We start from the raw sequence: 25,470 nt of genomic DNA on the forward strand, positions 1-25,470 counted from the left end.
CCGTCTCACGCGCCACGCGGGGGCGGCGGTGTGGTGTGTGCCCGCCTCTGAGCGACAAGTGGCGTTATGTCAGGCCGTGGCAGGGGTACTGGCGGGAAATTGGTCGCCGGCGAGCCAAGACATGAGTTGACATAACCGACGTTGTCGCTCAGAGGCGGGCACACGTCCACATCCTCCCGGGCTGTGACAGCTGGGACAGCTGGGGCGGTGCGGTCACGCCGCGCTAATACGCGGGATCAGTACGCGACGGTAAATCCTTGCCGCAGAACCAGATCCGCGGTCACATCGGGGCGTTCCGCGAGAGGCCAGCACTCGACGGCGAATGCCTCGACATCGAAGAACGCGTAGTTGACCGACGTCTCGGGAGTGGTGCGCGAGCGGTAGACGATCGCGTCCGGGCACTCGTCGGGCTCGGGCCACCAGCGCCGTACGGCATCTGCCAGGTGCTGGCAGGTGGCCCACACCGCGTCGTGCTGGCCGGTGCTGATCTGGTCGTCGACGCCGAGCGCATCCAGGTTGCGCTCGGTGCGCAGATCGAGCACTCGCAGGTGGCGGGCAGCGGACAGGCGCACCAGGTGGTGACGGGCGTGATCGCCGGGGATCATCAGCCCGGTCAGTCGGTAGCGTTCTCGGAACGCGCCGACGAGATCGGTTGCCGCGTAACGGGTACGGAACCCGCCCGATGGCGGGTCGAAGCGATAACGTGGTTGGTCGAACCCGTCCCAGGTCCACTGGTCGGGCTGCTCGGCGTCCAGGCGCCACAGCTGTGTTCCGGCGGCGATCCGGCGGCGGCGCAGTCCACTGGGCCGGGCATCGGGCAGCGGCGCCCGATATCCGGCGGGGAGGTCAGGCACCGAGCGAGATGAGCAGGCGACGCGCGGCCGGCGCGGTCTCGCTGTGGCGCAGCGCCTCGGCGATCGAGACGCCGCCCAACTCGTCATGAGTGAGCCGCATGATGCGGTCGGCGGCCAGCGGGTCGGTGGTGAACCGGCACAGCAGTTCCAGGATCTCGGGCAGCTCGGGGCGCAGCCGGGCGTCGTCGAATTGCCAGGCCGGGAACCAGGTCTGGTTGCCCACGGCCGCGCCGATGAGCTTGCCTCGGCTGCGCAACCGGTGCACCGCCTGGGGCGTGCCCAGTCGCAGGAGGTCTTGGACCTTCGGGGTGGGCAGCGCTCCGGCGACGAAGTCGTCGACGAGGGCAGCGCGGCGCTGATCGTTCAGGGCGTGGGCGGCGATGCGCTCCAACGTGCCCTGCGGTGCGGTGGGTGCCTCTAGCAGCGCGTCGAGGACAAGGGCGAACCCGGCGTCGGCGCGGGCGCGTTCGGCGACCTGACGGGCGATCGGGGCGACGGCGATGGGCATGCGCTCGATACTACTCGCCGCGGCCTAGGATTGAAACAATCGAAACAATTATTCGGGAGTGGGCCCGCGCCGGCGTCTCAGCGCGCGCCAGCCCAGTGCGCCGGCCGTCAGCGCGACGAGCGCGCCCAGCAGCGGCCACACGCCCAGCGTGTCGACCCGATCGGCGAACCAGGACTGCACTGCTCCCGCCGCACCGATCACCGGATCATCGGCGTCTCCCTCGGCGAAGTACAGCCGGATCTCGTAGTAGCCGTAGTAGCTGACGTACAACCCGGTCAGCAACACGATCAACCCCGCGATCCGTCCCACATACGGCAGCACCCGCCGCAACGCCGAGCTGGCAGCAGAGCCCGCCAACGCCACCGCCAGCGCGGCAACGCCCACGGTGATGCTCATGCCGGCCGCGTAGGCGACGAACGCCAGCACGCCGGACATCGTCGAGCCCTGCCGGAAGGTCGTGCTGATCACCGCCAGAAACGGCGCGATCGTGCAAGACAGGGATGCCACGGCATAGCCGACGCCGTAGCCGTACATCGATCCCAGGCGCGCCGTGGGTGTGCCGCCCGCCGTGTTGGGCAGTAGCACGGCGATGTCGCGGCCGGACACCAGCCAGGCGCCCATCGCCAGCAGTGCCACGCCGATCACCACGGTGGCGAACGGCAGATACCTCTGCGCCGAAGCGATCAACGGTGAGACGGCCAGTCCGAAGATCCCGAACACCGTCAGGAATCCGGTCGCCATGACCACGGTCGCCACGGCTGCCCGGGTCAGCGCGACCGGGCGTGAGGTGTCCCGGCTGGCGGCGATCACCAGGCCCAGATAGCCGGGCAGAAACGCGAATCCGCAGGGGTTCAATGCCGCAACCAGCCCCGCTCCCAGGGCGAAACTGAGTGAGGCGGTGTCGATCACGAACCCGTCAGGGCCTGCAGTCGCCTGTTCAGCTCGGCCTCGGCCAGCGAGCCCGTCACCACTTCGACCCGTCCGTCCGACTTGATGAAGGCGTACGCGGGTTGTCGGGTCACGCCGAACCGGGACCACACCACGGCGTCGGTGTCGGCCAACTCGGTGAACTCGTCGACGCCGTACTTGGCGGCGAATGCCCGCAACGCGTCCAGCCGGTCCTGTGCGCCAACGCCGACGAACGTCACCTTGGGGTGTGCGGCGGCCAGCCGGGCGACCATCGGTGCGTCGCGCTGGCAGAGTGGACACCAGGGCGCCCAGAACCACAACACGGCCGGCCTGCCGACCAGGCTCGCACCGGAAAACGGTCGGCCGTCGAGGGTTTGGGCAGCGAAATCGAGTTGGGCGTTCTCGGCCCGGGTTTGCGACCCGCAGCCGAAGATCAGTACGGCTATCGCCGCCACAGCCATGAGCAGTACGGCCGATCGGCGACGCCCAGGGGCCTTGTCATGCGGCATACCGGCGAGTATGCCACCGGATCCTGCGAGGCTAAGGTTCTGCCATGGCACGCGGAAGCCTGGAGCACACCGCCGACATCGCTGCGCCGCCGGACACCGTGGCGGCGTTTCTGGCCGACCTGGTGAACTACGAAGCCCTGCATCCGATGCTGGTGGACGTGCGGCAGATCCCGGGCGGCGCCGACGGAATGACCCGGTACCTGGCCCCGCATCGCATGCGCCTGTACGGAATACCGATCCGGTTCACCTGCCGGGTGGAACTGCGTACTTGCGCACCCGGCGAGATCCAGACCCACACCCTGCAGCGGCCCGGTATCGAGATGTGGTCCACCATGACGGTTCGCCCCCATGCCGGCGGCACCAGGCTGCACGAGCACGTCGACATCAGCGCGCCACGGATGTTGATGAAGACCGTGCTGCGCGACGGCGGCAGCTCGCACGCCGCGATGTGGGACAACCTGCGTCGCTATTTCGAAGCGTGACCAAGCCGGGCATGCTGGAAGCCATGAACCGAAGCCAGATCACCGAGCAGATCATCGCCGCCCGCCTCGCCAAGGGGCTGACCTGGCAGGAGTTGGCCGACGCAATCGACAAGCCGGTCGTGTGGACCACCTCGGCACTGCTGGGCCAGCATCCCATTCCCGCCGAGTCGGGCACGGTCCTGGCCGGCCTGCTCGGACTGGACCCGGCGGTGGTGCCGGTGCTGGCCGCGGTACCGATGCGCGGCGGGCTCGCCGCGCCTCCCACCGACCCGACCATCTACCGGCTCTACGAAGCGGTGGGCGTCTACGGCCCGGCGATCAAGGAGCTGATCCACGAGCAGTTCGGCGACGGCATCATGAGCGCCATCAACTTCAGCATGGACGTCGAGCGCAAACCCCATCCGGGCGGTGACCGGGTGGTGATCACCTTCGACGGTAAATTCCTTCCCTACGAATGGAACTCAGCGGACTGAGCGCCAATCGATGGCCACTCGTGGAGCGCGCGACACCCCGCCACTGACCGCCGACCTGGTGCTGTCCGGCGGGGGAGTGCGCTTCGTCGGGCTGGTCGGAGCGGTGGTCGCCCTGATGGACGCCGGCTATTCGGTGCAGCGCATCTCCGGGGTGTCCGGCGGCTCGGTGGTGGGCACGATTCTGGCCGCTGCCGCCCAGGGCGACCAGCTGACCGCGGCGCAGGTGAAGGATCTGGCCCTGTCGGTTCCGCTGCATACCTGGCGCGACGCGGCGCCCATCCCGCTGGTCGGGCCGGTGTGGGGGTTCCTGCGCGACAGTGCGCTCTACCGCGGCGACGTCGCGCACGATTGGATCCGCAGTGAGCTGGCGAATCTGGGGGTGAGCACCTGGGGAGATCTGGCCTACCACGCCGACAACCTGATGCCCGAGCGTCGCTACCGCGCCGTGGTCACCGTCACCGATGTGACGACCGGGCAGCTGGTGCGGCTGCCGTGGGACTACCGGCGGGTGTACGGGCTCGATCCCGACGAGCAGTCCGTCGCCGATGCGGTGCGCGCCTCGATGGCCGTCCCGTTCTTCTACCGTCCGGTGACGCTGACCAGCGCCGGCGGGCTGCGATCCACCCTGGTCGACGGTGGAGTGCTGTCGAACTTCCCGATCTACACCTTCGACCGGCTCGACGGCCGGGCGCCGCTATGGCCCACGTTCGGGGTCACGGTCGTCCCGGAGATGTCCGACGGCATCGGTGCCATGGTCCCGGTGTTGCGGCCGCTGCGGCTGTTCGGACAGTCACTGCTGCTGGAGAACCTGATCAGCACCATGCTGGTCGGCCACGACCAGACCTACCTGAACCAGCCGTGGGTCAGTGTGCGCGCGATCAAGGTCAACTCCACCGATGTCAGCGTGCTGGACTTCGGCATCTCCCGTGACCGGCTCGAGAAGCTCTACGACAACGGCTACACCGCCGCGAGCGAGTTCCTGTCGACCTGGGACTGGGCGGCCTATCTGCGGCGCTTCCGGGCGTCGCACTACCCAAGCACAGCCGGAACCGACTGATACCGGGTTTGTGCGGCGGTTCCAGCTTCGCTGAACCTCCGGGTTCAGGTGCGGTGCTTGCCCAACTCGGCGCTGGCGTCGCCCAGCCGCACGGTGATGTCGGTGTTGCCGGAAGCCTCCAGCTGCTCGCGACCGCGCAACCGGTCCTGGATCTCGCGGGCCGCCCCGTTGATCCGCTCGATCTCGCCGCGGAACACGTCCGGGCGGGTCTCTTTGCTGGCGTAGTGGAAGTAGCTGAGCAGACTGCGCAGCAGCTCCAGCTTCTGCTTCTCCCGCTTGGCCAGGTCGTGCGTCGTCATCAACTCGACCCGCCGCACCGGGGGCAGGTCTTTCCAGTCGAGCGCCACCTTGTTCTCGTACCGAGGTTGTTTGCCGCGCCGCCCGAACCAGCCCTTCGGCTCGTCGGGGCTGTTGGCGTAGCTGACCGTCCCGGTGAACCGCGACTCGATGCCCTCGCCGAGCTCGGCCCGATCGATCGCCGAGTCCCATACGGTGCGCCACTCCTGGTTGGGCGCCAGCACCGTCAGTTCCTCGGGCAGCTGCAGCGCGACCACGTCGGCGTAGCCGTCCGAGGCGGTTTCGTAGCGCGCCACGGTGGGGGGCTGGTCGAACGAAAACCGGATGTCATAGGCGGCGGTCTTGCCGAAGTTGCGGACCACCAGCTCGATGACGTGCCAGTCGGCGGCGTGCGGCTCCATGAACATCGCCACGTGCGGGCGGGTCTGCTCGGCGGCCAGCCGGCGGTTGCGCTGCAGTTGACGGTTCAAATAGAACAGTGCCAGCACGGTGATACCGATGGCCAGCCATGCGGCCCAAGCCAGCCAGGCATCCGCGCCCGCGTGCGCGACGTCGTACAAGCGGTCCTCAACTGATCCCATCAGCTATCCCCTCATCCGCCCATCAGCATGCGCCACCGGTCCAGACTTGCGGCGCTGAATACGTAGTTGGATCGCTTGACTTCGGAAAGTGCCGCGCTCGGGTCCGCCGAATACCAGTGGCCGGGGAACACCGTCGGGTCGCCCGGTAGTGCGGCCAACTGCTGCAGGCTGCGGTACATCTCGTCGGAATCGCCGCCCGGGAAATCGGTTCGGCCGCAGCCCTCCAGGAACAAGGTGTCGCCGGCGACCAACCGACCGTCCAGCAGGAAACACTGGCTGCCCGGGGTGTGACCGGGCGTGTGCAGCAGCTCGATGTCGATGTCACCGACGCTGACCCTGTCGCCGTGATCGTGCGCAGTCAGGTCCGTCATCGGAATGTCAGTCACCCGTGAAACCCACTGTGCCTCATGGGTATTCACGTGCACCGGAACGCTGACTCGCTCCAGTAGCTCGGCGAGCCCCTTGAGCTCGAAGCCCATCATCTTGCCGCCGACGTGATCGGGGTGGTGATGGGTGACCAGCACCCCGGACAGTCGCATACCGTCGGCCTCGAGCGCGTCCAGCAGATCACCGGCGGCGTAGGCCGGGTCGACCACTACGGCGTCGCCGGTCTGCCGGTCGCCGATGAGGTAGGCGAAGTTGCGCATCTGGGCGGCCATCGGGTCGCCGGCCGCGAAATCGCGTCCAGAGAGCAGCTGGCGGAAATACAGCCGGTCGGATTCGGGCACGCCCTCCAGCCTAAAGCAGCGGCGATTGCAAGCGCGGCGAAGCCGGGCGGCGCAGGTCGTCGACGCGTAGCCGCCCTTAAGTCAGCAGGCTCTGGCCAGCGTCTGTCGTCGCGGTTTGGTGACCTCGTGGGCGAGGTTGTAACCTTCTACAGGCTTGCAGCGCCCAACGGGTCGCTGTAGGTGAAGGCCCCCTTAGCTCAGTCGGCAGAGCGTTTCCATGGTAAGGAAAAGGTCAACGGTTCGATTCCGTTAGGGGGCTCGGTGGACGCCAGTCGGTGCGCCGACTAGCGCCGATCGGGGCGGTGTAGCTCAGCTGGTTAGAGCGCACGACTCATAATCGTGAGGTCGGGAGATCGAGCCTCCCCACCGCTACTGCAAGCAATACAACATGTGAAGAAGGACAACAGACGTGGCCTCCAGTACTGATGTGCGGCCGAAGATCACCTTGGCCTGTGAGGTGTGCAAGCACCGCAACTACATCACCAAGAAGAACCGCCGTAACGACCCCGACCGGCTGGAGCTGAAGAAATTCTGCCCCAACTGCGGCAAGCACGAGTCGCACCGCGAATCTCGCTAAGGTAGGCCGACCGTGTCGTTGGCCGACCGCCTCGCCGGGGCGCACTACCGCTATCCCGACCACTACGACGTGGAACGGGAGAAAATCCGCGAGTACACGCGCGCGGTCAAGGCGATGGACCCGGCAAGCCTCGATCTGCGGGCGGCAGCTGACCTCGGCTACGACGGGCTGGCGGCCCCTCTGACCTTCATCTCGGTGTTCGGGCACATGGCGATATCGGGTTTCTTCGAACATTGCGGTGTCACCACCGACGACGCTCAGATCGTCCAGGTCGACCAGAAGATCGAGTTTCACCGGGCGATCAAGGAAGGCGACCGACTCTACTGCGATGTGTCGGTGGAATCCGTTCGCCGTGCACACGGCACCGACATCATCGTGACCCAGCAGGTGGTCACCAACCACGCCGGTGAAATCGTGCAGAAGACATATACGACGTTGGCGGGCCGCGCCGGCGAGGGAGATAAGGGTTTCACCGATGGCGTTGCGTGAGTTCAGTTCGGTCAAGGTCGGCGATCAGCTGCCCGAGCGGGTCATTCCGCTGTCGCGGCAGGATCTGGTGAACTACGCCGGTGTGTCCGGCGACCTGAACCCGATCCACTGGGACGACGAGATCGCCCAGCAGGTCGGTCTGGACACCGCGATCGCCCACGGCATGCTGACCATGGGGCTCGGTGGCGGCTACGTCACGGGCTGGGTCGGTGACCCGGGCGCGGTGACCGAATACAACGTGCGCTTCACCGCCGTGGTGCCGGTGCCCAACGATGGCAAGGGCGCTGAGATCACCTTCAGCGGTCGGGTGAAATCTGTCGACTCCGAATCGAAGACGGTGACCATTGCGCTCACCGCCACCACCGGTGGCAAGAAGATCTTCGGACGGGCGGTCGCTTCCGCCAAGCTGGCCTAGGGGCGCGCAGCGATGGCGATCAAAACTGATATCCGGGGCATGATCTGGCGCTACCCCGAGTCTTTCGTGGTGGGCCGCGAGAAGATCCGCGAGTTCGCCCGGTCTATCAAGGCTGAGGACTCCGCCTGCTTCGACGAGGCGGAGGCGGCCAAGCTGGGCCACGACTCGCTGGTGGCGCCGCTGACCTTCGTGGCGATTCTGGCGAAGCTGGTGCAGTCCGACTTCTTCCGCCACGTCGACACCGGCTACACCACCATGCAGATGGTCCAGGTGGACCAGGGCTTCAAATACATCAAGCCGATCAAGGCCGGCGACACGCTTTACGCCCGGATGGAGATCGCCTCGGTGGTCGAGCGTTTCGGTGCTGACATCGTGACGACCCGCAATATCTTGACCAACCAGCATGGCGATGTGGTGCTCGAAGCGTTCACGACGATGATGGGTCACGACGGCGACGATTCGGTGAACCTTCGGTGGGACGCCGAATCCGGTCAGGTCGTCCGAACAGCCTGATTAGTAACTGGCCGTTGCGGCGAGGTACACTGGGACCTCGGGGTTTTCCCAGCATTAGCGCGCTTTCCGTGAGGCGAACGGGGGGCGCGCGAATTGTGTGAGCCGGCGACGGCGCACAGGTGAAGCTCCCGGACCCGCAGGTTGGTGCGCCAACCGCGAAGGGGCGTAGCTCAACTGGCAGAGCAGCGGTCTCCAAAACCGCAGGTTGCAGGTTCAAGTCCTGTCGCCCCTGCTGACGTGCCATGGTGGACACTGGACACCATGCGCGGAACGGCAACGAGGTAAGCGCGAACAACGAAGGAGCATGCGGTGACCGACGAGCTCGACCGTCCCGACGCCGCAGCCGACGGCGACAGCGATGCCGAATCCGGCCGCAGCAGTCGCACGGCCGTGGTGAGCAGGCAGGTCGGCGACCCGCTGCGACCTACCGGCAAGCGTTCGCGTCGTGGTGCAGGCGATGGTGGCGACGACGTGGAATCCACGGCTACCGAATTGGACGCCGACGACGCCGCGAAGGCCAAGAAGAAGAAGGCGAAGAAGAAGGCGGAAGGGCCCTCGCGCAACCCGTTCGTCTTCGTTCTGAACTTCCTCAAGCAGGTCGTCGGCGAACTTCGCAAGGTGATCTGGCCGAACCGCAAGCAGATGGTCACCTACACCGCGGTGGTGCTGGCCTTCCTGGTCTTCATGGTGGCGTTGGTCGCCGGGGCAGACTACGGATGGGCCCGGCTCGTGCTGCTGGTGTTCGGCGAGTGAAGTTATAGGAAGGACTGACAACCGTGACTACCTTCGACGGCGATACGCCTGCGGGCGAGCCGGTCGACGTGGCGGAGACCACCGAGGGTCCCGCTGAGGACTCCGCGGTGGAGGCCACCGAGTCTGCCGAGGCTGAGGCCACTGAGGCCCCCGAGGCTCCCGAGTCTGGGGCCACCGAGTCCGCCGAGGCGGCCCAGGACGAGTCGGCCGAGGAACTCGACCCAGCGGTGGCGCTGAAAGCCGAACTGCGCTCCAAGCCGGGCGACTGGTACGTCATCCACTCCTACGCCGGCTACGAGAACAAGGTGAAAGCCAACCTCGAAACCCGCGTGCAGAACCTTGACGTCGGCGACTACATCTTCCAGGTGGAGGTTCCCACCGAAGAGGTCACCGAGATCAAGAACGGCCAGCGCAAGCAGGTCAACCGCAAGGTGCTGCCGGGCTACATCCTGGTTCGGATGGACCTCACCGACGATTCCTGGTCGGCGGTGCGCAACACCCCCGGTGTGACCGGGTTCGTCGGCGCCACCTCGCGGCCGACCTCGCTCCCGCTGGACGACGTGGTCAAGTTCCTGCTGCCGCAGGGCGCGGCCAAGAAGCAAGCCCGGGGCGGAGCGGGTGCGGTGAGCACCGCTGCAAGCGAAGGCGGTCTGGAGCGGCCGATCATCGAGGTCGACTACGAGGTCGGCGAGTCGGTCACCGTCATGGACGGTCCGTTCGCCACGCTGCCCGCCTCGATCAGCGAGGTCAACGCCGAACAGCAGAAGCTCAAGGTGTTGGTGTCCATCTTCGGTCGCGAGACACCAGTGGAACTGGCCTTTAACCAGGTCTCGAAGATTTAGTACGTAGGAAAGGAAACACCCCCTCATGGCCCCGAAGAAGAAGGTCGCCGGGCTGATCAAGCTTCAGATCAAGGCTGGCGAGGCCAACCCCGCGCCGCCGGTCGGACCCGCGCTTGGTCAGCACGGCGTGAACATCATGGAGTTCTGCAAGGCGTACAACGCCGCGACGGAGAGCCAGCGCGGCAACGTCATCCCCGTGGAGATCACCGTCTACGAGGACCGCAGCTTCACCTTTGCGCTCAAGACCCCGCCCGCGGCGCGGCTGCTGCTCAAGGCCGCCGGTATCGCCAAGGGCTCGGCTGAACCGCACAAGACCAAGGTCGCCAAGGTGTCCTGGGACCAGGTGCGCGAGATCGCCGAGACCAAGAAGGCCGACCTCAACGCCAACGACATTGAGGCCGGAGCCAAGATCATCGCCGGTACCGCCCGCTCCATGGGCATCACCGTCGAGTAGTTAGCAGCACCCGTGGGAGGGCCAGCTTCGGCCCGACTTTCACCACGACCAACCATCTGAGATTGGATAACCCATGAGCAAGACCAGCAAGGCCTACCGCGCTGCCGCCGAGAAGGTGGACCGCGACAACCTCTACACCCCGCTGGCCGCCGCCAAGCTGGCCAAGGAGACGTCGTCGACCAAGCAGGACGCCACCGTCGAGGTGGCCATCCGGCTCGGCGTCGACCCGCGTAAGGCCGACCAGATGGTCCGCGGCACCGTCAACCTGCCGCACGGCACCGGCAAGACCGCCCGCGTGGCGGTGTTCGCGGTCGGTGAGAAGGCCGAGCAGGCCATCGCCGCGGGAGCTGATGTTGTCGGTAGCGACGACCTCATTGAGCGGATACAAGGTGGTTTTCTAGACTTCGACGCCGCGATCGCCACCCCGGACCAGATGGCCAAGGTGGGCCGCATCGCCCGCGTGCTGGGCCCGCGTGGCCTGATGCCCAACCCCAAGACCGGCACCGTCACCCCGGACGTCGCCAAGGCCGTCGCCGACATCAAGGGCGGCAAGATCAACTTCCGTGTCGACAAGCAGGCCAACCTGCACTTCGTGATCGGCAAGGCGTCGTTCGAAGAGGCGAAGCTGGCGGAGAACTACGGCGCCGCCCTCGACGAGGTGCTGCGGCTCAAGCCGTCGTCGTCCAAGGGCCGCTACCTCAAGAAGGTCACCATTTCGACGACCACCGGCCCCGGCATTCCGGTGGACCCGGCCGTCACCCGCAACTTCGCGGCCGAATAAGACATACCGAAAAGCCCCCGCACGCTAGCGCGTGACGGGGGCTTTTCGCTGTGACCGTGGGGGTCTAGTCAGCTTGTTTGGCGTAGCTGACCAGGCTGACGTCCAGCGCCTCGTCGGTGAAGTAGTACTCGCAGCCGCGCAGGTACTTCATGTAGCGCTCGTAGACCTCTTCGGACTGGATCGCGACGGCGTCGGCGTGGTGGGCCTCCAGTGCGTCGCCCCAGATCCTGAGCGTCTTGATGTAGTGCGGCCGCAACGAAAGCGCCTCGGGCACAGTGAAACCGGCTTTCTCGCCGTGTTCCACCATCATGTTGGTGGTGGGCAGCCGGCCGCCCGGGAAGATCTCGGTGAGGATGAACTTGATGAACCGCGCGGTCTCGAATGTCAGCTTCTTGCCGCGCGCGTTGAGCTCATAGGGGTGGAAGCTCACGCTGCTCTGGATCGTCATCCGGCCGTCCGCCGGCATGATGTCGTAGCTGTTCTTGAAGAAGCTGTCGTAGTTCTCGAAACCGAAGTGCTCGAACGCCTCGATCGAGACGATCCGGTCCACCGGCTCGTGGAACTGCTCCCAACCCTGCAGCAGGACCCGCCGTGACCGGTCGGTGTCGATGGCGTCCAGCAGGCTCTGCGAGTAGGCGTGCTGATTCTTCGACAGGGTCAGGCCGATGACGTTGACGTCGTACTTCTCGACGGCGCGCTGCATGGTCGCACCCCAGCCGCAACCGATGTCCAGCAGCGTCATCCCCGGGCGCAGGTCCAGCTTGTCCAGGTTCAGGTCGAGCTTGGCGAGTTGGGCTTCTTCCAAGGTGGCGTCCGGCGGCTCGAAGTACGCACAGCTGTACATCCGAGTCGGGTCCTGGAACAGCGCGAAGAAGTCATCGGACAGGTCGTAGTGGGCCTGGATGTTCTCGAATTTCGGGCGCATGTCTGCGGTCCGGGTCGATTTGTCCACCATCTGTGACTGGTTGCCTTCCTGATGAAACCCGCTATGACCGGACGTGATAACTGCCTTGTCGTCCGTGCCGGTCAACTGTTGCAGCTTAGCGGGTCGAGGGTGAAACGGTTGACGTGACATGTAGCCAAGCCGGAGCCCGCGGCAGGCCGGTCCCTGCTACTTCTGCAGCGTGTACTGGTGGACGCTGGTGTTGCCGTTGCGGAACAGCTCCACGCAGCCGTTGAGGTACTTGTCGAAACGGTCGTAGGCCTCCTGACCCTGCACCTCGATCGCCCGCTCCTTGTTGGCCAGCAACATCGCCGCCCAGTCCTCCAGCGTCCGTGCGTAGTGCGGGCCGATCTCGTCGTCCCGAGTCACGGCGAAACCGGCGTCCGCGGCGTACTTGCGGGGCAACCATGCCGACGGAAGCTGCCCGCCGGGGAAGATCTCCCTCATGATGAACAGGGTGAACTTGGCCAGCGACATCGTCATCGGGATGCCCTTGGCCTGCGCCTCGTCCTGCCCGCTGATCGCGGTGATGGTGTGCAGCAGCATCCGACCGTCGTCGGGCAGCGCGTTGTAGGTGATGTCGAAGAAGTCCGGCCAGCGGTCGCGGCCGAAGTGCTCGAACGCGCCGATCGACACGATCCGGTCCACCTTGTCGGTGAACTCCTCCCAGCCCTGCAGTCGCACCTCGATGCTGCGGTTGGTGTCCACCTTGGACAGCTTCTCGATCGCGTACTGGCGCTGCTCGCCACTGAGGGTGAGTCCGATGACGTTGACGTCGTACTTCTCCAGCGCGTGCTGCATGCAGGCCCCCCAACCGCAGCCGATGTCGAGCAGCGTCATGCCGGGCTCCAGGCCCAGCTTGCCCAACGCCAAGTCGAACTTGGCGATCTGTGCCTCGTCGCAGGTGGTGTCCTTGTTCGGGTAGAACCCGCAGGTGTAGCCCATCGTCGGACCCAGGAACAGCTCGTAGAACTCGTTGGAGATGTCGTAGATCGACTGCAGTTCTTCGTACTTCGGTTCCAATTTCGGCATGGCTCAGTTCGCTCGCGATCTTGTATAAATAGAGGGGAGGGTGTGCACAGACTACCGTTGTCCGTCTGTTATGAGCACCTCGGTGTGGTTTGGGCCACCGCGAAGCCGCCGACAAAGCTACTTAGCAGTAGCAAACGTCGTGGTCAGCTCGCTGATCACCGGATCCCACAACTCTTCGGGCAGGTCGTGGCCCATGCCCTCGAACAGCACCAGCCGGGCGCGATCAACCGCGTCGGCGACGGCCCGTCCGCCCGACGGGCGCATCAGCTTGTCGGCCAGTCCGTGAATGACCACGGTCGGCGCGGTGATCAGCCGGTCATAGGCGGCCAGGCTGCCGCTGGCCAAGATGGCGCCGAACTGCCGGGCGATGCCCCACGGGTAGTAACTGCGTTCGTAGGCCTCGATGATGTTGGCGCGCAGCCGGTCTTCCGGTGTCGGGTAGCCGGGGCTGCCGATGATCCGGCTGGCCCGTACCGCGTTGTCGATGATCACGTCGCGGGGGGAGTCCGGTGACGGCCCGGTCAGCAGCGCCATCAGCGCCCGCGGTGCGGGCGGGGGCAGGAAGCGGCGGTTGTTGCTGGAGAAGATGACGGCCAAGGACCGGGTCCGGGCCGCGAACCGCGCCGCGAACACCTGCGCGATCATGCCGCCCATCGAGGCGCCGACCACGTGCGCCTGCTCGATGTCCAGGTGATCCAACAGAGCGGCGGCGTCGTCGGCCATGTCCTCAAGGGTGTAGACGGCCGGGCTGGGCTTGCCCAGCCAGAACCGCGCCATCCGAGGGACCAGCGCGCCGCGGGCATGACTGCGGCCCAGCTTGCTGGACAGGCCGACGTCGCGGTTGTCGTAGCGGATCACCCGCAAGCCGTGCGCGACCAGCTTCTCGCAGAACCCGGTGCGCCACAGCAGCAACTGGGCGCCCAGCCCCATCACCAGCAGCACCGGCGGATCCGCGGGGTTTCCCATGTCCTCGTAGTAGATGTCCAGATCCCCCGAGCGGGCGGTGCCGCTGCGCATCTCCACCACGGTCATACTCCCGGGTTGTTGTCGTCGGTGTCTTTGTGCTCGCGGCTGACGTCGACCATGAAGTTGGCGAAGTAGCCGGTCAGCTGCGGGTCGGACATCATCTGCCAGCGCGGAGCCAGCAGTTTCATGTAGCGCTCCACATAGAGGAATTGCTTGCCGATCAGGACCAGCTCGCGGGGCAGCTTGACGTCGTAGGCATCGGCCAGCGCCCCGAGCTGCTTGCCGATGTCGGCATAGGACATGTCGCCCAGCGACTTCATGGTCAGCGGGGTGGCGAACGCCTCCAGGTCCTTGGCGGCCTGGCCCTCGGGCTTGACGGTGCCCACCGCTCCCATCAGCACCACGATCTTGCCTGCCGCGGCGTGGTCCTTCTTGACCAGCAGTGCGTACACCAGCTCGCGCAACAGCCAACGGGTGCGCGGATCGATCCGCCCCATGATCCCGAAGTCCAGGAACACCACCCGACCCTCGTCATCCACCAGCAGGTTGCCGGCGTGCAGGTCGCCGTGGAACAAGCCATGCCGCAGACCACCCTCGAAGGTGGAGAACAGCAGCGCCTTGACCAGCTCCACGCCGTCGAAGCCGGCCTTGCGGATGGCGGGGGCGTCATCGATGCGAATGCCCGACACCCGCTCCATCGTCAGCACCCGCTCGCTGGTGAAGTCCCAGTGCACGTCGGGCACCTTGATGTTGCGGCCCAGCGGGGAGGCATGCAGGTGCGACACCCAGGTCTGCATCGACTGGCCCTCGATACGGAAGTCCAGCTCCTCGGCGAGGTTGTCGGCGAAGTCGGCGACCACGTCGCCGGCCGACAGTCGCCGGCCGAGTTTGGCCAGCTCGACAACCTGGGCGAAGCGCTTGAGGATCTGCAGGTCGGCCGCGACCCGTCGGCGGATGCCGGGCCGCTGGATCTTGACCACGACCTCCTCGCCGCTGTGCAGCGTGGCGAAGTGCACCTGGGCGATCGAGGCCGACGCGATCGGGGTCTCGTCGAACTTCGCGAACAGCTCCTGCGGTGCGGCGCCCAGTTCCTCGACGAACAGTTTGTGCACCGCGTCCGAGTCGGCCGGCGGGACGGCGTCGAGCAGTCCACGGAACTCCCGGGACAGCGGCTCGCCGAAGGCGCCGGGGCTCGAGGCGATGATCTGGCCGAACTTGACGTAGGTGGGGCCCAGGTCGGCGAACGTCTGGGGCAGCTCGCGGATCACCTTCTGCTGGACCGGCCCCGGCCGGAGCAACCGGGCGAAAACCCGGGTGACGGCGCGGATGAGCTGCCAGCCCGTGGCACCGATGCGGGCCGCCTCAACCGGCAGCGGCACCCGATCCAGCTGGGCCACCTGTCGGGGTGGGGTCGAACTCATTGCTGCAGTCTGCCAAATCGGCGAAGGAAGTTCTCCGCCAGCGCACCGCCCTAGGCCTCGGCACCCGGTCGCCAGGGGGTCAGCCACGCGGTCGGCTCCCAACCCTCGACCCCGGCGATCAGTTCGTACATGGTGGCGCCGTCGATGCTCTCCCGGATGATGTCGGCGTGCCCGGCATGGCGGGCGAGCTCGTTGATCAGGTGATGGAACACCCAGCGCACCGTCCACGCGTCGACGTCGGTGGGGAACCACGGTGCGTCGCGCGGTACCGGCACCGCGGCGTCGAGGTCGGCGCACTCCAACAGGCGTAGCGTTTCGGCGTTCTGGGTTGCGAACGCCTCCAGCGCCCCGGCCAGGGTTTCGTCCTGGCGCAGCACGTACTGGTCCTGATACTCGCGTTCCTTCTCCTCGCGCGGCCGGGTGTCGGCGGACGGGGCGGCCGGTGCGGTGGCGACGCGGGACATCCAGGCGTGCTGCATCCCGGTGGCGTGTTTGATCAACGCGCCGATCGACAGGGCGCTGGCCGTCGGGGTGGCGCGAGCCTGCTCGTCGGTCAGTCCGTAGGCCACCGCGAAGTAGGCGCCCTGGTGGTAGGTGACGAATTCGCGCAGCGCGTGGCGTTCATCGGTCACCGGCGGGGCAAGTCCGGGCATGGTTTAGTCCTTTCGATCGGGTCGGTGCGCGTACAGATCGCGCAGGCATGCGATTTCGGCTCCGTGATGGATGGCTTCACGGTTGATGTGCAAGACCAGCTCCGCCATGGTGTGGTTGGCCCACGGCCCCTCCGCCGCTCCGATAGGGCGGCCCAAGGCAGGCTCGTCGAGGCCCCGCACCCCGGCGATCCAGCCCGCATACGCGTCGTCGAGTTGGCGCAGCGCCGTGGCGGCGTCGCGTGCGTATGGCCAGCTCTGGTAATCGGCCGGCGGCCCGCCGAAGTGGTGGTGGTTGCGCATGGCGAACACACCGACGATGACATGCGCCATTCGCCAGGCGATGGTGGTGAACGGCGCCGGCTCAGGAGCCGGAAACGCGAAGTCGATACCGCCCGGGCGCACAGTCCAGCAGTCCGGCACAGGTTCCCACAGGTACTCGTCGTCGGTGAGGCCGTCCAGCCGTGGGCGCAGCAGGTGTTGCCAGTGCCAGTCGAGCTGGTTGGCCAGGTAGGTGGTCGGGTCCGGCATGCTTTGAGCGTTCCACGGAAATAGGACAGTTCCTGTCCTAAATCTTCGGCAGACTGGTGGGCGTGTCGGAGACGACGAGCCGGGTGCTGCGGCTACTCGGTCTGCTGGAAGCCCGCCGGGTCTGGACCGGGCAGGAGCTGGCCGAGCGGCTGGCGGTGACCACCCGCAGCGTGCGTCGTGATGTCGAGCGCCTGCGGGAGCTGGGTTATCCGGTGCAGGCCAGCAAGGGCCGCGGTGGCGGCTATCAGCTCGGCGCCGGGACCGCGCTGCCTCCCCTGTTGCTCGACCCCGACGAGGCGGTGGCGGTGGCGGTCTGCCTGCGGTTGGCCGCCGGGGGCAGCGTGTCCGGGGTGGCCGAGGCCGCATTGCGCGCGATGAGCAAGTTGCACCAGGTGATGCCGGCGAGGCTGCGCTCTCAGGTCGCCGCGGTGCGCCAGGCGACGGTGACGTTGACACCCGACGCCGGGGCGGAGTCGGTGGATCCCGACGTCCTGATGACGCTGGCCCGGGCCTGCCGCGACCATGAGCATGTCGCCGCCGGCTACACCGACCGCGCTGGGGCACGAACCCAGCGCCGACTCGAGCCTTATCAGCTGGTGACCACCGGCCGCCGCTGGTATCTGCTGGCCTACGACCGGGATCGCAGCGACTGGCGCAGTCTGCGGCTGGACCGGATGGCCGCGGTGCAGGCGCTGGGCACGACGTTCGTACCGCGCCCAGCGCCGGATGCCGCCGGCTACGTGCAGCAGGCGATCACCGCCTGGCCCTATCGGCACGTCGCGAAGGTGCGCTACTTCGCCGCCAAGGACACCGTTGCGCAGCATTTCTCGCCGACGGCGGTGACGATCGAGCCCGACGGTGACCATGCGTGCATCGTCACCGCGGGGGCCGACGATCCGGAGCGGATGGTGTTGTACTTCGCGATGGTGGGCGCGGCGTTCGAAATCCTGGAGCCGCCGGAGGTGGTGGCAGCGGCGCGCACGGTGGCCGAAAGGCTCCGCGCGGCGGCCGGGCATCCGTAGGTTTGTGGCATGCGGATCCTCGAGGTCGAATCGACCGAGAAGTTCGTCGGGCCGGCCAACGCGCCCGCGCAACTGGTCCGGGTGGACTACCGCGACGCCGACGTGGCGACACCGGTTCGTATCGTCGGCGACGGCCTGGTCGGGGAAGCCGTCGCTGAGCCCGGAAACGGTGTCGTCGAGGTGCCGGTGACCGTCGACGATCCGGTGCCGGGACAACAGCGGTCCGCCCAGGTCAATGGCGGCCGTTTCACGTTCACCGTGGCGGAGCCCGGTTGGACGATGTTCATGGTCGGCCACTTCCACTACGACCCGGTGTGGTGGAACACCCAGGCCAACTACACCAGCGTGTGGACCGAGAGCCCGCTCGGTGCGTGCCGGCAGACCAACGGCTTCGACCTGGTGCGCGGTCACCTGGACTGGGCGCGGGACAACCCCGAGTACAAGTTCGTCTTGGCCGAGGTCGATTACCTCAAGCCGTATTGGGACACCCACCCGCAGGATCGCGCCGAGCTGCGCCGGCTGATGGAGCAGGGCCGGGTCGAGGTGATGGGCGGCACCTACAACGAGCCGTCGACGAACCTCACCGACGCCGAGACCACGATCCGCAACCTGGTGGCCGGGATGGGTTTTCAGCGCGACATCATGGGCGCCGCGCCGGCGACGGCCTGGCAGCTGGACGTGTTCGGCCACGATCCGCAGTTCCCCGGGCTGGTCGCCGACGCCGGCCTGTCCTCCAGCGCCTGGGCGCGCGGGCCGTTTCACCAGTGGGGTCCGATGGCCGATCGGGGCGATTCGCGCCGGATGCAGTTCGCATCCGAGTTCGAATGGATCGCGCCGTCCGGGCGCGGCCTGCTGACCCATTACATGCCGGCGCACTATGCGGCCGGGTGGTGGATGGATTCGTGTGGGACCTTGGCCGCCGCCGAGGACGACGTCTACCGGTTGTTCACCGAGATGAAGAAGGTCGCCGCCACCCGCAACGTGCTGCTGCCGGTGGGCACCGACTTCACCCCGCCGAACCGCTGGATCACCGAGATCCACCGGGCCTGGAACGCCCGCTACACCTGGCCGAAGTTCGTCTGCGCCGTGCCGGGCGAGTTCTTCGCCGCGGTGCGCGCCGAACTGGAGCAACGCGGCGCGGACCCATCCCCGCAGACCCGGGACATGAACCCGATCTACACCGGCTGCCACGTCTCCTATATCGACACCAAGCAGGCCAACCGGGCCGCCGAGCAGGCGGTCCTGGGCGCGGAGCGCTTTGCGGTGTTCGCCGCGGCGCTGACCGGGGCGGACTACCCGGAGGCGGCACTGGCCAAGGCCTGGGCGCAACTGTCCTACGGCGCCCACCATGACGCCATCACCGGGTCGGAGGCCGACCAGGTCTACCTGGACCTGCTGACCGGCTGGCGCGACGCCTGGCAGCTGGGCACCGATGCTCGCGATAACGCACTGGCGGTGCTGTCGGGCTTGGTCGATTCCGGTGGCGGGGACGGTGTCGTGGTGTGGAACCCGGTGGCCGCCGACCGCACCGACATCGTCACGGTGCACCTGGAAACACCGTTGTCGGCCGGGGTACGCGTGGTTGGCCCTGACGGCACCGAATGTCCGACCCACGTCGAGCATGGCGGCAGCACCGTCAGCTGGCTGGCGCACGTGCCGTCGCTGGGCTGGCAGGCCTACCGGCTCACGCCCACCGGCGACGCCCACGGCTGGCAACCGGTGGCCGGCGCACGGATCAGCAACGAGTACCACCAGCTGGTCGCGGACCCGGACCGCGGCGGCGGCGTCACCTCGTGGCTGTACCAGGGGCGCGAAATGATCATCGCCGGCGGCTTGGGCAACCAACTCGCCGTCTACGACGAATACCCCCGGCACCCGCAGTCCGGGGAAGGACCGTGGCACCTGGTGCCCAGCGGCAACCTGTTCACCTCCGCGGTCGCCCGCGACGTCACCGTCCAGGCCTACCGTGGGCCGCTGGGGGAGCGGCTGGTGGTGTCCGGGCGGATCCGCAGCGTGCTGGCCTACACCCAGACCCTGACCCTGTGGCACGGCGTGGACCGGGTGGATTGCTCCACCACCATCGAGGAGTTCACCGGCGCCGATCATCTGTTGCGACTGCGATGGCCCTGCCCGGTGCCCGGTGCCATGCCGGTCGCCGAGGTGGCCGACGCCGTCATCGGCCGCGGTTTCGGCCTGCTGCATGAGCCCAGCGGTCGCTCGGTGGACACCGCGCAGCACCCGCGGACCCTCGATACCCCCGCCAACCGTTGGTTCGGTCTGTCCGCGACGGCCCGGATCAATGTCGGCGACGGCAGCCGGGCGGTCGCGGTGGCCGAAATAGTCACCGCGGGCCCACCGGCGCGGGAGTTGATGGTCGCGCTGGTGCGCGCCGGTGTCACCGCCACCTGTTCGGCGGCCGACGGGCCCCGCTACGGCAACCTCGACGTCGACTCCAACCTGCCCGACACCCGCATCGCGCTGGGTGGGCCGGACCGTAACGCCTTCACCCGCGCGGTGCTGGCCGCCGCCGATCCGGCCTACACCGACGAGTTGCACCGCCAGCTCGAGCGGCACGGCCGGGCCCGGGTGTGGGTGCCGGCGGCCAAACCCCTCACCGAGGTCTGGATTCCCGGGGCGGACCTCACCGGCCCCCGCGACCTGCCGGTGCTGGTGATCGCCGGCCGCGACGACGACAGTTTGGTGGCCGAGATCGCCCGGGTGGCCGACGACCTGGCCGACGCCGAGATCGCGGTGGACCAGGACGCCCGCGCGGAGATGGAGCCCTTCGAGGCGCGCACCGTCGCCGTGATCAACCGCGGCGTGCCCAGTTTCGCCGTGGACTCCGCGGGCACGTTGCACACCGCGCTGCTGCGTTCATGCACCAGCTGGCCGTCGGCGGCCTGGGAAGACGACCCGCGCCGTACGGCGCCCGACGGCAGCGCGTATCAACTGCAGCATTGGACGCATACGTTCGACTACGCACTGGTGACCGGCGACGGCGATTGGCGCCAGGCGGCGATTCCTGAGCGCAGCGCCGAATTCGGCGATCCCTTGCTGGCCGTGCCGGTAGCCGGGGCCGGCGGGCCGTTGCCCGCGAGCGGTTCGCTGCTGCGTCTTGACCCGGCCGAGGGGGTCGGCCTGGGGGCGCTCAAAGCGGCGGGCAACCCGATGGCGCGCGGCAGTGCGCAGCCCGTCGACCCGAACACCGTCACGCTGCGGTTGGTCGAGACCCGCGGCGCCGACGCCGCTGTCACGCTGCGTAGCGACCTGGGTCCGATGACCGTGCTGGGCCGTGCCGACCTGCTGGAACGGCCCCGCGAACATCCGGCCCCGGACCGGCTGCACGGCTACGAGATCGCCACCCTCACCGCTCGCCTCGATAGTGAAATCCTGGGCACCGGCCGTCCCTTGGCGCCCGAATCCGAGGCAGCCCAACCGCTCTATGCCCGCTACTGGCTGCACAACCGCGGCCCGGCGCCGCTGGGCGGTCTGCCGGTGACACCGGCTCTGCATCCGCACCGGCTCGACGCGGATCCGGGTGCGCTGCTCAAACTGGAGCTGACCGTGGCCAGTGACTGCATCGACGCGGCCCTGTCCGGTGCGGTGACGTGGCAGTGCCCGGCGGGCTGGGCGGTCACACCGACCGAACAACCGGTGCGGCTGGCGGCCGGGGACCACATGCGTGTCCCGATAGCGGTGACGATTCCGGACGACGCCGCCCCGGGGCTCTATCCGCTGCGCGCTCGACTCGGCCTGTCCGGTGACATGCCGCGGGCCTGGCTCCAGCAGGTCGAAGACGTGGCGGTGGTCCGCGTCGGCGATACGGGTCCCGACCGGCTGCTGTACGTGGACGATCCGCCCGAGATTGAGGTCACTGCCGGACGCTCTGCTCGGCTGACGGTCACGGTCGGCACCGACGCGCATGCCGACTTGGCGGTCGAGGCGCACCTGATCAGCCCCTGGGGTAGCTGGGAATGGGCCGGCCCACCGGCGGTGGGTGCGGTGGTGCCGGCTCGTGGGCAGGTGGAGTTGAGCTTCGACGTCGCCCCGCCCGTGTGGGCTGGGCCGGGCACCTGGTGGGCGCTGGTCCGGGTCGGTGGGGCGGGTGCGTTGGCCTATTCGACCGCGGTGCGGCTGGCGGTGCGGGCGCCCGCCACGGTGGGTGTCGACTGATGGCCCCGGTCCTGGCGCTGGACGTCGGCGGCACCAAGATCGCGGTCGGCCTGGTCGATCCCGACGGGTCCCTGATCTACACCGCCACCCTGCCCACCCGTGCGGACCAGGGCACCGAGGTGGTGTGGGCGGTGGTTGCCGAGCTGATCGAGAACGCCCTGGAACGGGCCGGTGGGCGGGTGGACGCCGTCGGCATCGGCTCGGCCGGACCCATCGATGTCAACGCCGGAACGGTCAGCCCGGTCAACATCGTGGGCTGGCGCGGGTTCGCGCTGCGGGACCGGGTGGCTGCCGCGGTGCCCGGAGTAGCGGTCCGGTTGGGCGGCGACGGCGTCTGCATGGCGCTGGGTGAACATCGGCACGGCGCCGGGCGCGGCACCCGCTCCATGCTGGGCATGGTGGTCTCGACCGGGGTGGGCGGTGGTCTGGTGCTCGACGGCGCACCGGTGCATGGCCGAACCGGCAACGCGGGCCACGTCGGGCACGTCGTCGTCGATCCCAACGGGGAACGGTGTCGCTGCGGTGGCCGCGGCTGCGTGGAGACCATCGCCTCCGGGCCGTCGATGGTGCGCTGGGCGCTGGCCAACGGTTGGGCGCCGGAAGCTCCCGTGGCAGACGCCAAGACGCTCGCCGCGGCCGCCGACGCCGGTGACCCGGTGGCGCTGCGGGCTTTTCGGCGCGGCACCGACGCGCTGGCGGTGATGATCACCTCGGTGGCCGCGGTGTGCGACCTGGATCTGGTGGTGATCGGCGGGGGAGTCGCCCGTTCCGGTGCCTTGTTGTTCGACCCGCTGCGGGCCGCGCTGGCGCAGCGTGCCGGCTTGGACTTCCTGGTAGGCCTGCAGGTGGTGCCTGCCGAACTCGGCGGCGACGCCGGGCTGGTTGGGGCGGCCGTGCTGGCCACCCTGCCTTGACTCCGCTTAGGGGGTCTGCGTCATCGCGTGGCTGGGCAGGGAGCAGATCGCGTCCAGGCCGAAGACCCTGTTCAATCGGCCGAAGGCCAGCCAGGAGCCCAGGGACATCGTCAGTTCCACTGCCTCACGCTGGTCGTAGTGGCCCGTGAAGCGGGTCCAGAACTCGTCGTCCAAGCCGTGATGGTCGAGGACGTAGCGTTCCGCGTACTCCGCGGCCAGGCGTGCCCTGTCGTCCAGGCGGTCTGTCGTGCGCCACTGTTCCACTGCTTCGGCGAACTCTTCTTCCACCTTGACGCCGTCGCGTTCCGTTCTCCAGTCCTGGCAGAACAGGCAGCCGTTCAACTGGGCTATGCGCAGTCGGGCGGCCTCGAACTCACGTAGGCCCAGCGTCGAGTGGGCGTAGACAGCCAGGGAGAAGTTCGCCGCCGCCGGGCCGATCCCGGGGACCAGGCTGCCCCAGACGTACTCGATGGCGTCCTGGCCCTCGGGGATGTCGATGTTCATTTCGTGCCTCCAAAGGTTCGGCCGGGGATCCAGCGCAGCGGGACGTCGAGTGCGTCGTACAGGCCGGGGCCGGCGGCGACGAGCCAGTCGAGGGCGCCGACGATGCGGCCGACCGCGGTGGCATTGCCGCCCTCGGAGCGGTTGCCGTTCTCGGTGGCCTCGACGGTCACCTCTATCCGGGGGCTGCCTTCGATGATGACGCGGTGGGCGCCGTCTTCGCCGGCCGGTGGCTGCGGCCAGTCGGGCGCGCAGGACGGGTCAATGCGGGTGACGTGTTCGATCACGATGCGGGGCTCGCCGTCGACGATGCCCTGGACCTCGAACCGCACGGCGCCCTGGGTGCCCGCCTCGAAGTCACCCATGGAGGCGGTCGTCACGGTGGTGTCCAGGGCGCGACGTTCGACGTGCTCGCGTACCTCGTCCAGTTCGACGCCCAGCGCGCGGGCGATCAGCCGGACCTGCCCGCCCCACACCATTGACGGGACGGTCGCCATCAGCATCGGCGGGTCGTAGTCGAGCGGGTGCCCCATACCGACCAGGTGGCGGACGGAATCCGGCTGGTCGTAGGTCGTGTAGTCGAAGATCTCCTGGCAGCGGATCCCGTCCACACGGGCGGCGAACCCACTGACGAGCAACGGCAGGATGTCGTTGCCCCAGCCGGGGTCGATGCCGGAGACGAACAACGATCCGCCGCCGTCGGCGATGGCCTTCTCGATGGGTTCGCGTATTTCGGCCGGGGCGCTGCGGTGGTCGTACAGGGCATACAGCGACGGTGTGACGACGGCGGCGCCGGCACGGATCGCGCGGCAGACGTCGGCCAGAGCCTCGTCGGGGCGGATGTCGCCGGAGGCGGCATAGACGACGGCGCGGGGACCTGCGGCGAGGGCCGCTTCGACGTCATCGGTGGCGGCGACGCCGAGCGTGCGGCCGAGCCCGCCCAGGTCGCCCGCATCGCGGCCGACCTTGGCCGGGTCGTGGACGATGACGTGCGCGAGTTCGAGTGCCGGGTGGGCGTCGACGGCGCGGATGGCCAGCCGTCCGACGTTCCCGGTGCCCCAGACGAGGGTGGGAATGGTGTCGCTCATCACAGGAGCCTAGCAAGCGATTGGTTGGCCACTCGGAGCCCTGAGTCAACGCGAAAGGTGGATACGTCCCCACTCGCAGAGCTGAGCCAGCACCGGGGCCAGCGTCATCCCGTACTCGGAGACCGAATAGTGCACACACGGCGGCACGGTGCCGGCGTCATGGCGGTCGATGATGCCGTCGGCGACGAGCTCGTGCAGATGACGGATGAGCATTCGTTCGGTGATGCCCGGGATGCTGCGGCGCAGCTCGGCGGTGCGCATCGGCCCGTCGGCCAGCCGCCACAGGATGGTGCCCTTCCAACGACCATTGATCACCGACAGTGCGGCGTCGATCGGGCAGTCGCTGATCAGTGTTTTCGATGCCGCCACCAGCGCTCCTTATGCTGACGAATTTGTCAGTACCTTGTTTTTTGTCAGCATAGCGATCACAGTCGGTTGTTGTGAAGCAGATTGTGGAGATTCTCGCGCTGGTAGTGGTCGGAACCCTGGTGGGTGCGGAGTTCGCGGTGGCGGCGTTCTTTCGCCCAATCCTCGAGCGCCTGCCCGACGACGCCTATTGGGTCGCCCGCGGTGACGGAGCCGGGCTGCTGGGAAAGGTGATGCCGTTCTGGTACCTGGCCTCGTTCGCGCTGCTGCTGGGGGTCGCCGCCGTCGCGGGCTCGCAGCGTTGGCTCATCGGTGCCGGCGCGATCCTGATGGTGGCCGTCGTGCTGCTGTCGGTGGTGGTGCTGGTGCCGATCAACAACAAGATCGCGGCCTGGCGTGCCCCCGACGAGGTGTCCCGAGTGCTTGCCGCGCGCTGGGATCGGCTGCACTGGTTGCGCGTGGCGATGCTGGCGGTGATCTTCGCGCTGCTGGCGATCGGTGTCGTGCAGGCCTAGGTCCGGCTGGGTCGGCGGACGCCGTTTTGGCCGTTCGGCCCTCGTCACGCTATGGTGTGTGGCGATCCACCACAGACCGTCGGTCACCGAGCAATCGGTTGAAGGTCCGGGAACATCCCGGCGGCC

30 protein-coding genes and 3 tRNA genes are annotated in these 25,470 nt (G+C 67.8%); 18 read left to right on the forward strand and 15 right to left on the reverse strand.

Features of this window, described 5'->3' with window-relative positions; genetic code table 11:
* Positions 1-236: 236 nt before the first annotated feature.
* From ACKY0W_RS03390 to ACKY0W_RS03405, 4 genes are read right to left on the reverse strand one after another with little or no spacing between them, the layout of a single operon-like run.
* Positions 237-854, reverse strand: a complete 618-nt coding sequence (locus tag ACKY0W_RS03390) for an RES family NAD+ phosphorylase (RefSeq protein WP_409436400.1) — start codon at positions 852-854, stop codon at positions 237-239.
* Positions 847-1,362, reverse strand: coding sequence for a hypothetical protein (locus ACKY0W_RS03395; protein WP_409436401.1), 516 nt, complete (start codon positions 1,360-1,362; stop codon positions 847-849). Before ACKY0W_RS03395 ends, ACKY0W_RS03390 begins: the two co-directional genes overlap by 8 nt.
* Before the next feature lie 48 nt (positions 1,363-1,410).
* Positions 1,411-2,271 (reverse strand): cytochrome c biogenesis CcdA family protein, encoded by an 861-nt coding sequence (locus tag ACKY0W_RS03400; protein WP_409436402.1) that lies wholly within the window; start codon positions 2,269-2,271, stop codon positions 1,411-1,413.
* Positions 2,268-2,780 (reverse strand): redoxin domain-containing protein, encoded by a 513-nt coding sequence (locus ACKY0W_RS03405; protein WP_409436403.1) that lies wholly within the window; start codon positions 2,778-2,780, stop codon positions 2,268-2,270. Before ACKY0W_RS03405 ends, ACKY0W_RS03400 begins: the two co-directional genes overlap by 4 nt.
* Positions 2,781-2,824: 44 nt before the next feature.
* Between ACKY0W_RS03405 and ACKY0W_RS03410 the strand changes: the two genes are divergently transcribed.
* The 3 genes from ACKY0W_RS03410 to ACKY0W_RS03420 are packed head-to-tail and all read left to right on the forward strand — an operon-like array spanning position 2,825 to position 4,792.
* Positions 2,825-3,262 (forward strand): SRPBCC family protein, encoded by a 438-nt coding sequence (locus tag ACKY0W_RS03410; protein WP_409436404.1) that lies wholly within the window; start codon positions 2,825-2,827, stop codon positions 3,260-3,262.
* 11 nt (positions 3,263-3,273) lie between these two features.
* Positions 3,274-3,735, forward strand: a complete 462-nt coding sequence (gene cynS, locus ACKY0W_RS03415; protein ID WP_409437633.1) for a cyanase — start codon at positions 3,274-3,276, stop codon at positions 3,733-3,735.
* A 10-nt stretch (positions 3,736-3,745) separates the two neighbouring features.
* The gene (locus tag ACKY0W_RS03420; protein ID WP_409436405.1) at positions 3,746-4,792 is read left to right on the forward strand and encodes a patatin-like phospholipase family protein; all 1,047 of its coding nucleotides are present in this window, start codon (positions 3,746-3,748) and stop codon (positions 4,790-4,792) included.
* A gap of 44 nt (positions 4,793-4,836) precedes the next feature.
* On the opposite strand, the gene ACKY0W_RS03425 is transcribed toward ACKY0W_RS03420, so the two are convergent.
* Positions 4,837-5,670 carry a hypothetical protein gene (locus ACKY0W_RS03425; RefSeq protein WP_406756305.1) on the reverse strand — a complete coding sequence of 278 codons (834 nt, stop codon included), beginning with the start codon at positions 5,668-5,670 and terminating at the stop codon, positions 4,837-4,839.
* A gap of 11 nt (positions 5,671-5,681) precedes the next feature.
* Positions 5,682-6,398 carry an MBL fold metallo-hydrolase gene (locus ACKY0W_RS03430; RefSeq protein WP_409436406.1) on the reverse strand — a complete coding sequence of 239 codons (717 nt, stop codon included), beginning with the start codon at positions 6,396-6,398 and terminating at the stop codon, positions 5,682-5,684.
* Positions 6,399-6,584: 186 nt separating this feature from the next.
* Between ACKY0W_RS03430 and ACKY0W_RS03435 the strand changes: the two genes are divergently transcribed.
* From ACKY0W_RS03435 to rplA, 11 genes are all read left to right on the forward strand, one after another.
* Positions 6,585-6,657: transfer RNA gene (locus ACKY0W_RS03435), tRNA-Thr, on the forward strand.
* A gap of 39 nt (positions 6,658-6,696) precedes the next feature.
* Positions 6,697-6,770: transfer RNA gene (locus ACKY0W_RS03440), tRNA-Met, on the forward strand.
* Positions 6,771-6,807: 37 nt separating this feature from the next.
* The gene (rpmG, locus tag ACKY0W_RS03445) at positions 6,808-6,975 is read left to right on the forward strand and encodes a 50S ribosomal protein L33 (RefSeq protein WP_024440978.1); all 168 of its coding nucleotides are present in this window, start codon (positions 6,808-6,810) and stop codon (positions 6,973-6,975) included.
* Between the two features lie 12 nt (positions 6,976-6,987).
* Positions 6,988-7,464: a (3R)-hydroxyacyl-ACP dehydratase subunit HadA gene (gene hadA, locus ACKY0W_RS03450; protein WP_409436407.1), complete on the forward strand. Its 477-nt coding sequence runs from the start codon at positions 6,988-6,990 to the stop codon at positions 7,462-7,464.
* Positions 7,451-7,879 carry a (3R)-hydroxyacyl-ACP dehydratase subunit HadB gene (gene hadB, locus ACKY0W_RS03455; RefSeq protein WP_409436408.1) on the forward strand — a complete coding sequence of 143 codons (429 nt, stop codon included), beginning with the start codon at positions 7,451-7,453 and terminating at the stop codon, positions 7,877-7,879. Before hadA ends, hadB begins: the two co-directional genes overlap by 14 nt.
* Positions 7,880-7,891: 12 nt before the next feature.
* Positions 7,892-8,392 (forward strand): (3R)-hydroxyacyl-ACP dehydratase subunit HadC, encoded by a 501-nt coding sequence (gene hadC, locus ACKY0W_RS03460; RefSeq protein ID WP_409436409.1) that lies wholly within the window; start codon positions 7,892-7,894, stop codon positions 8,390-8,392.
* 159 nt (positions 8,393-8,551) lie between these two features.
* Positions 8,552-8,624: transfer RNA gene (locus ACKY0W_RS03465), tRNA-Trp, on the forward strand.
* Positions 8,625-8,701: 77 nt separating this feature from the next.
* Positions 8,702-9,145, forward strand: a complete 444-nt coding sequence (gene secE, locus ACKY0W_RS03470) for a preprotein translocase subunit SecE (RefSeq protein ID WP_406756300.1) — start codon at positions 8,702-8,704, stop codon at positions 9,143-9,145.
* 23 nt (positions 9,146-9,168) lie between these two features.
* Positions 9,169-9,987 carry a transcription termination/antitermination protein NusG gene (gene nusG / locus ACKY0W_RS03475; protein ID WP_409436410.1) on the forward strand — a complete coding sequence of 273 codons (819 nt, stop codon included), beginning with the start codon at positions 9,169-9,171 and terminating at the stop codon, positions 9,985-9,987.
* A gap of 25 nt (positions 9,988-10,012) precedes the next feature.
* The gene (rplK, locus tag ACKY0W_RS03480) at positions 10,013-10,441 is read left to right on the forward strand and encodes a 50S ribosomal protein L11 (RefSeq protein WP_406756298.1); all 429 of its coding nucleotides are present in this window, start codon (positions 10,013-10,015) and stop codon (positions 10,439-10,441) included.
* A gap of 73 nt (positions 10,442-10,514) precedes the next feature.
* Entirely contained in the window at positions 10,515-11,222 is a 708-nt protein-coding gene (gene rplA, locus ACKY0W_RS03485; protein WP_409436411.1) for a 50S ribosomal protein L1, read from the forward strand.
* A gap of 64 nt (positions 11,223-11,286) precedes the next feature.
* Here the strand turns inward: rplA and ACKY0W_RS03490 are convergent, their stop codons facing one another.
* The 6 genes from ACKY0W_RS03490 to ACKY0W_RS03515 all read right to left on the reverse strand — a co-directional run bounded on the left by ACKY0W_RS03490 (position 11,287) and on the right by ACKY0W_RS03515 (position 16,765).
* A complete protein-coding gene (locus ACKY0W_RS03490) occupies positions 11,287-12,177 on the reverse strand; it encodes a cyclopropane mycolic acid synthase family methyltransferase (protein WP_409436412.1) in 891 nt (296 codons plus the stop codon).
* A 156-nt stretch (positions 12,178-12,333) separates the two neighbouring features.
* On the reverse strand, positions 12,334-13,197 hold the full coding sequence (locus ACKY0W_RS03495; protein ID WP_409436413.1) for a cyclopropane mycolic acid synthase family methyltransferase: 864 nt from the start codon (positions 13,195-13,197) through the stop codon (positions 12,334-12,336).
* A gap of 117 nt (positions 13,198-13,314) precedes the next feature.
* Positions 13,315-14,220, reverse strand: a complete 906-nt coding sequence (locus ACKY0W_RS03500; protein ID WP_409437634.1) for an alpha/beta fold hydrolase — start codon at positions 14,218-14,220, stop codon at positions 13,315-13,317.
* A 5-nt stretch (positions 14,221-14,225) separates the two neighbouring features.
* Positions 14,226-15,584: an ABC1 kinase family protein gene (locus tag ACKY0W_RS03505; protein ID WP_409436414.1), complete on the reverse strand. Its 1,359-nt coding sequence runs from the start codon at positions 15,582-15,584 to the stop codon at positions 14,226-14,228.
* Between the two features lie 50 nt (positions 15,585-15,634).
* Positions 15,635-16,237, reverse strand: a complete 603-nt coding sequence (locus ACKY0W_RS03510) for a DinB family protein (RefSeq protein ID WP_409436415.1) — start codon at positions 16,235-16,237, stop codon at positions 15,635-15,637.
* Between the two features lie 3 nt (positions 16,238-16,240).
* Positions 16,241-16,765, reverse strand: a complete 525-nt coding sequence (locus ACKY0W_RS03515; protein ID WP_409436416.1) for a DinB family protein — start codon at positions 16,763-16,765, stop codon at positions 16,241-16,243.
* 62 nt (positions 16,766-16,827) lie between these two features.
* On the opposite strand from ACKY0W_RS03515, the gene ACKY0W_RS03520 reads away from it, so the two are divergent.
* The 3 genes from ACKY0W_RS03520 to ACKY0W_RS03530 are packed head-to-tail and all read left to right on the forward strand — an operon-like array spanning position 16,828 to position 22,874.
* Positions 16,828-17,787: a helix-turn-helix transcriptional regulator gene (locus ACKY0W_RS03520; protein WP_409436417.1), complete on the forward strand. Its 960-nt coding sequence runs from the start codon at positions 16,828-16,830 to the stop codon at positions 17,785-17,787.
* 9 nt (positions 17,788-17,796) lie between these two features.
* A complete protein-coding gene (locus ACKY0W_RS03525) occupies positions 17,797-21,960 on the forward strand; it encodes an NEW3 domain-containing protein (RefSeq protein WP_409436418.1) in 4,164 nt (1,387 codons plus the stop codon).
* Positions 21,960-22,874, forward strand: coding sequence for an ROK family protein (locus ACKY0W_RS03530; RefSeq protein WP_409436419.1), 915 nt, complete (start codon positions 21,960-21,962; stop codon positions 22,872-22,874). The genes ACKY0W_RS03525 and ACKY0W_RS03530 overlap by 1 nt, the downstream gene beginning before the upstream one ends.
* A gap of 6 nt (positions 22,875-22,880) precedes the next feature.
* Here the strand turns inward: ACKY0W_RS03530 and ACKY0W_RS03535 are convergent, their stop codons facing one another.
* Genes ACKY0W_RS03535 through ACKY0W_RS03545 form a run of 3 tightly spaced genes read right to left on the reverse strand, consistent with a single transcriptional unit; the run spans position 22,881 to position 24,832 of the window.
* Positions 22,881-23,378 carry a carboxymuconolactone decarboxylase family protein gene (locus ACKY0W_RS03535; RefSeq protein WP_409436420.1) on the reverse strand — a complete coding sequence of 166 codons (498 nt, stop codon included), beginning with the start codon at positions 23,376-23,378 and terminating at the stop codon, positions 22,881-22,883.
* Positions 23,375-24,463, reverse strand: coding sequence for a dihydrodipicolinate reductase (locus ACKY0W_RS03540; protein ID WP_409436421.1), 1,089 nt, complete (start codon positions 24,461-24,463; stop codon positions 23,375-23,377). Before ACKY0W_RS03540 ends, ACKY0W_RS03535 begins: the two co-directional genes overlap by 4 nt.
* A 45-nt stretch (positions 24,464-24,508) precedes the next feature.
* The gene (locus tag ACKY0W_RS03545) at positions 24,509-24,832 is read right to left on the reverse strand and encodes a winged helix-turn-helix transcriptional regulator (protein ID WP_409436422.1); all 324 of its coding nucleotides are present in this window, start codon (positions 24,830-24,832) and stop codon (positions 24,509-24,511) included.
* A gap of 71 nt (positions 24,833-24,903) precedes the next feature.
* Here ACKY0W_RS03545 and ACKY0W_RS03550 point away from each other — a divergent pair, with 71 nt between their 5' ends.
* Positions 24,904-25,344 carry an anthrone oxygenase family protein gene (locus ACKY0W_RS03550; RefSeq protein WP_409436423.1) on the forward strand — a complete coding sequence of 147 codons (441 nt, stop codon included), beginning with the start codon at positions 24,904-24,906 and terminating at the stop codon, positions 25,342-25,344.
* Positions 25,345-25,470 lie beyond the last annotated feature (126 nt).

The sequence above is a fragment of the Mycobacterium sp. SMC-14 genome, assembly GCF_046250075.1.
Lineage (GTDB): Bacteria > Actinomycetota > Actinomycetes > Mycobacteriales > Mycobacteriaceae > Mycobacterium.

What these genes read in the sequence shown, in the direction of transcription:
- ACKY0W_RS03395 (WP_409436401.1), bottom strand. Translation starts at nt 1,362, where the DNA reads ATGCCCATCGCCGTCGCCCCGATCGCCCGTCAGGTCGCCGAACGCGCC.
- ACKY0W_RS03405 (WP_409436403.1), bottom strand. Translation starts at nt 2,780, where the DNA reads ATGCCGCATGACAAGGCCCCTGGGCGTCGCCGATCGGCCGTACTGCTC.
- ACKY0W_RS03410 (WP_409436404.1), top strand. Translation starts at nt 2,825, where the DNA reads ATGGCACGCGGAAGCCTGGAGCACACCGCCGACATCGCTGCGCCGCCG.
- cynS (WP_409437633.1), top strand. Translation starts at nt 3,274, where the DNA reads ATGCTGGAAGCCATGAACCGAAGCCAGATCACCGAGCAGATCATCGCC.
- ACKY0W_RS03420 (WP_409436405.1), top strand. Translation starts at nt 3,746, where the DNA reads ATGGCCACTCGTGGAGCGCGCGACACCCCGCCACTGACCGCCGACCTG.
- ACKY0W_RS03425 (WP_406756305.1), bottom strand. Translation starts at nt 5,670, where the DNA reads ATGGGATCAGTTGAGGACCGCTTGTACGACGTCGCGCACGCGGGCGCG.
- hadB (WP_409436408.1), top strand. Translation starts at nt 7,451, where the DNA reads ATGGCGTTGCGTGAGTTCAGTTCGGTCAAGGTCGGCGATCAGCTGCCC.
- hadC (WP_409436409.1), top strand. Translation starts at nt 7,892, where the DNA reads ATGGCGATCAAAACTGATATCCGGGGCATGATCTGGCGCTACCCCGAG.
- rplK (WP_406756298.1), top strand. Translation starts at nt 10,013, where the DNA reads ATGGCCCCGAAGAAGAAGGTCGCCGGGCTGATCAAGCTTCAGATCAAG.
- rplA (WP_409436411.1), top strand. Translation starts at nt 10,515, where the DNA reads ATGAGCAAGACCAGCAAGGCCTACCGCGCTGCCGCCGAGAAGGTGGAC.
- ACKY0W_RS03490 (WP_409436412.1), bottom strand. Translation starts at nt 12,177, where the DNA reads ATGGTGGACAAATCGACCCGGACCGCAGACATGCGCCCGAAATTCGAG.
- ACKY0W_RS03495 (WP_409436413.1), bottom strand. Translation starts at nt 13,197, where the DNA reads ATGCCGAAATTGGAACCGAAGTACGAAGAACTGCAGTCGATCTACGAC.
- ACKY0W_RS03505 (WP_409436414.1), bottom strand. Translation starts at nt 15,584, where the DNA reads ATGAGTTCGACCCCACCCCGACAGGTGGCCCAGCTGGATCGGGTGCCG.
- ACKY0W_RS03510 (WP_409436415.1), bottom strand. Translation starts at nt 16,237, where the DNA reads ATGCCCGGACTTGCCCCGCCGGTGACCGATGAACGCCACGCGCTGCGC.
- ACKY0W_RS03515 (WP_409436416.1), bottom strand. Translation starts at nt 16,765, where the DNA reads ATGCCGGACCCGACCACCTACCTGGCCAACCAGCTCGACTGGCACTGG.
- ACKY0W_RS03525 (WP_409436418.1), top strand. Translation starts at nt 17,797, where the DNA reads ATGCGGATCCTCGAGGTCGAATCGACCGAGAAGTTCGTCGGGCCGGCC.
- ACKY0W_RS03530 (WP_409436419.1), top strand. Translation starts at nt 21,960, where the DNA reads ATGGCCCCGGTCCTGGCGCTGGACGTCGGCGGCACCAAGATCGCGGTC.
- ACKY0W_RS03535 (WP_409436420.1), bottom strand. Translation starts at nt 23,378, where the DNA reads ATGAACATCGACATCCCCGAGGGCCAGGACGCCATCGAGTACGTCTGG.
- ACKY0W_RS03540 (WP_409436421.1), bottom strand. Translation starts at nt 24,463, where the DNA reads ATGAGCGACACCATTCCCACCCTCGTCTGGGGCACCGGGAACGTCGGA.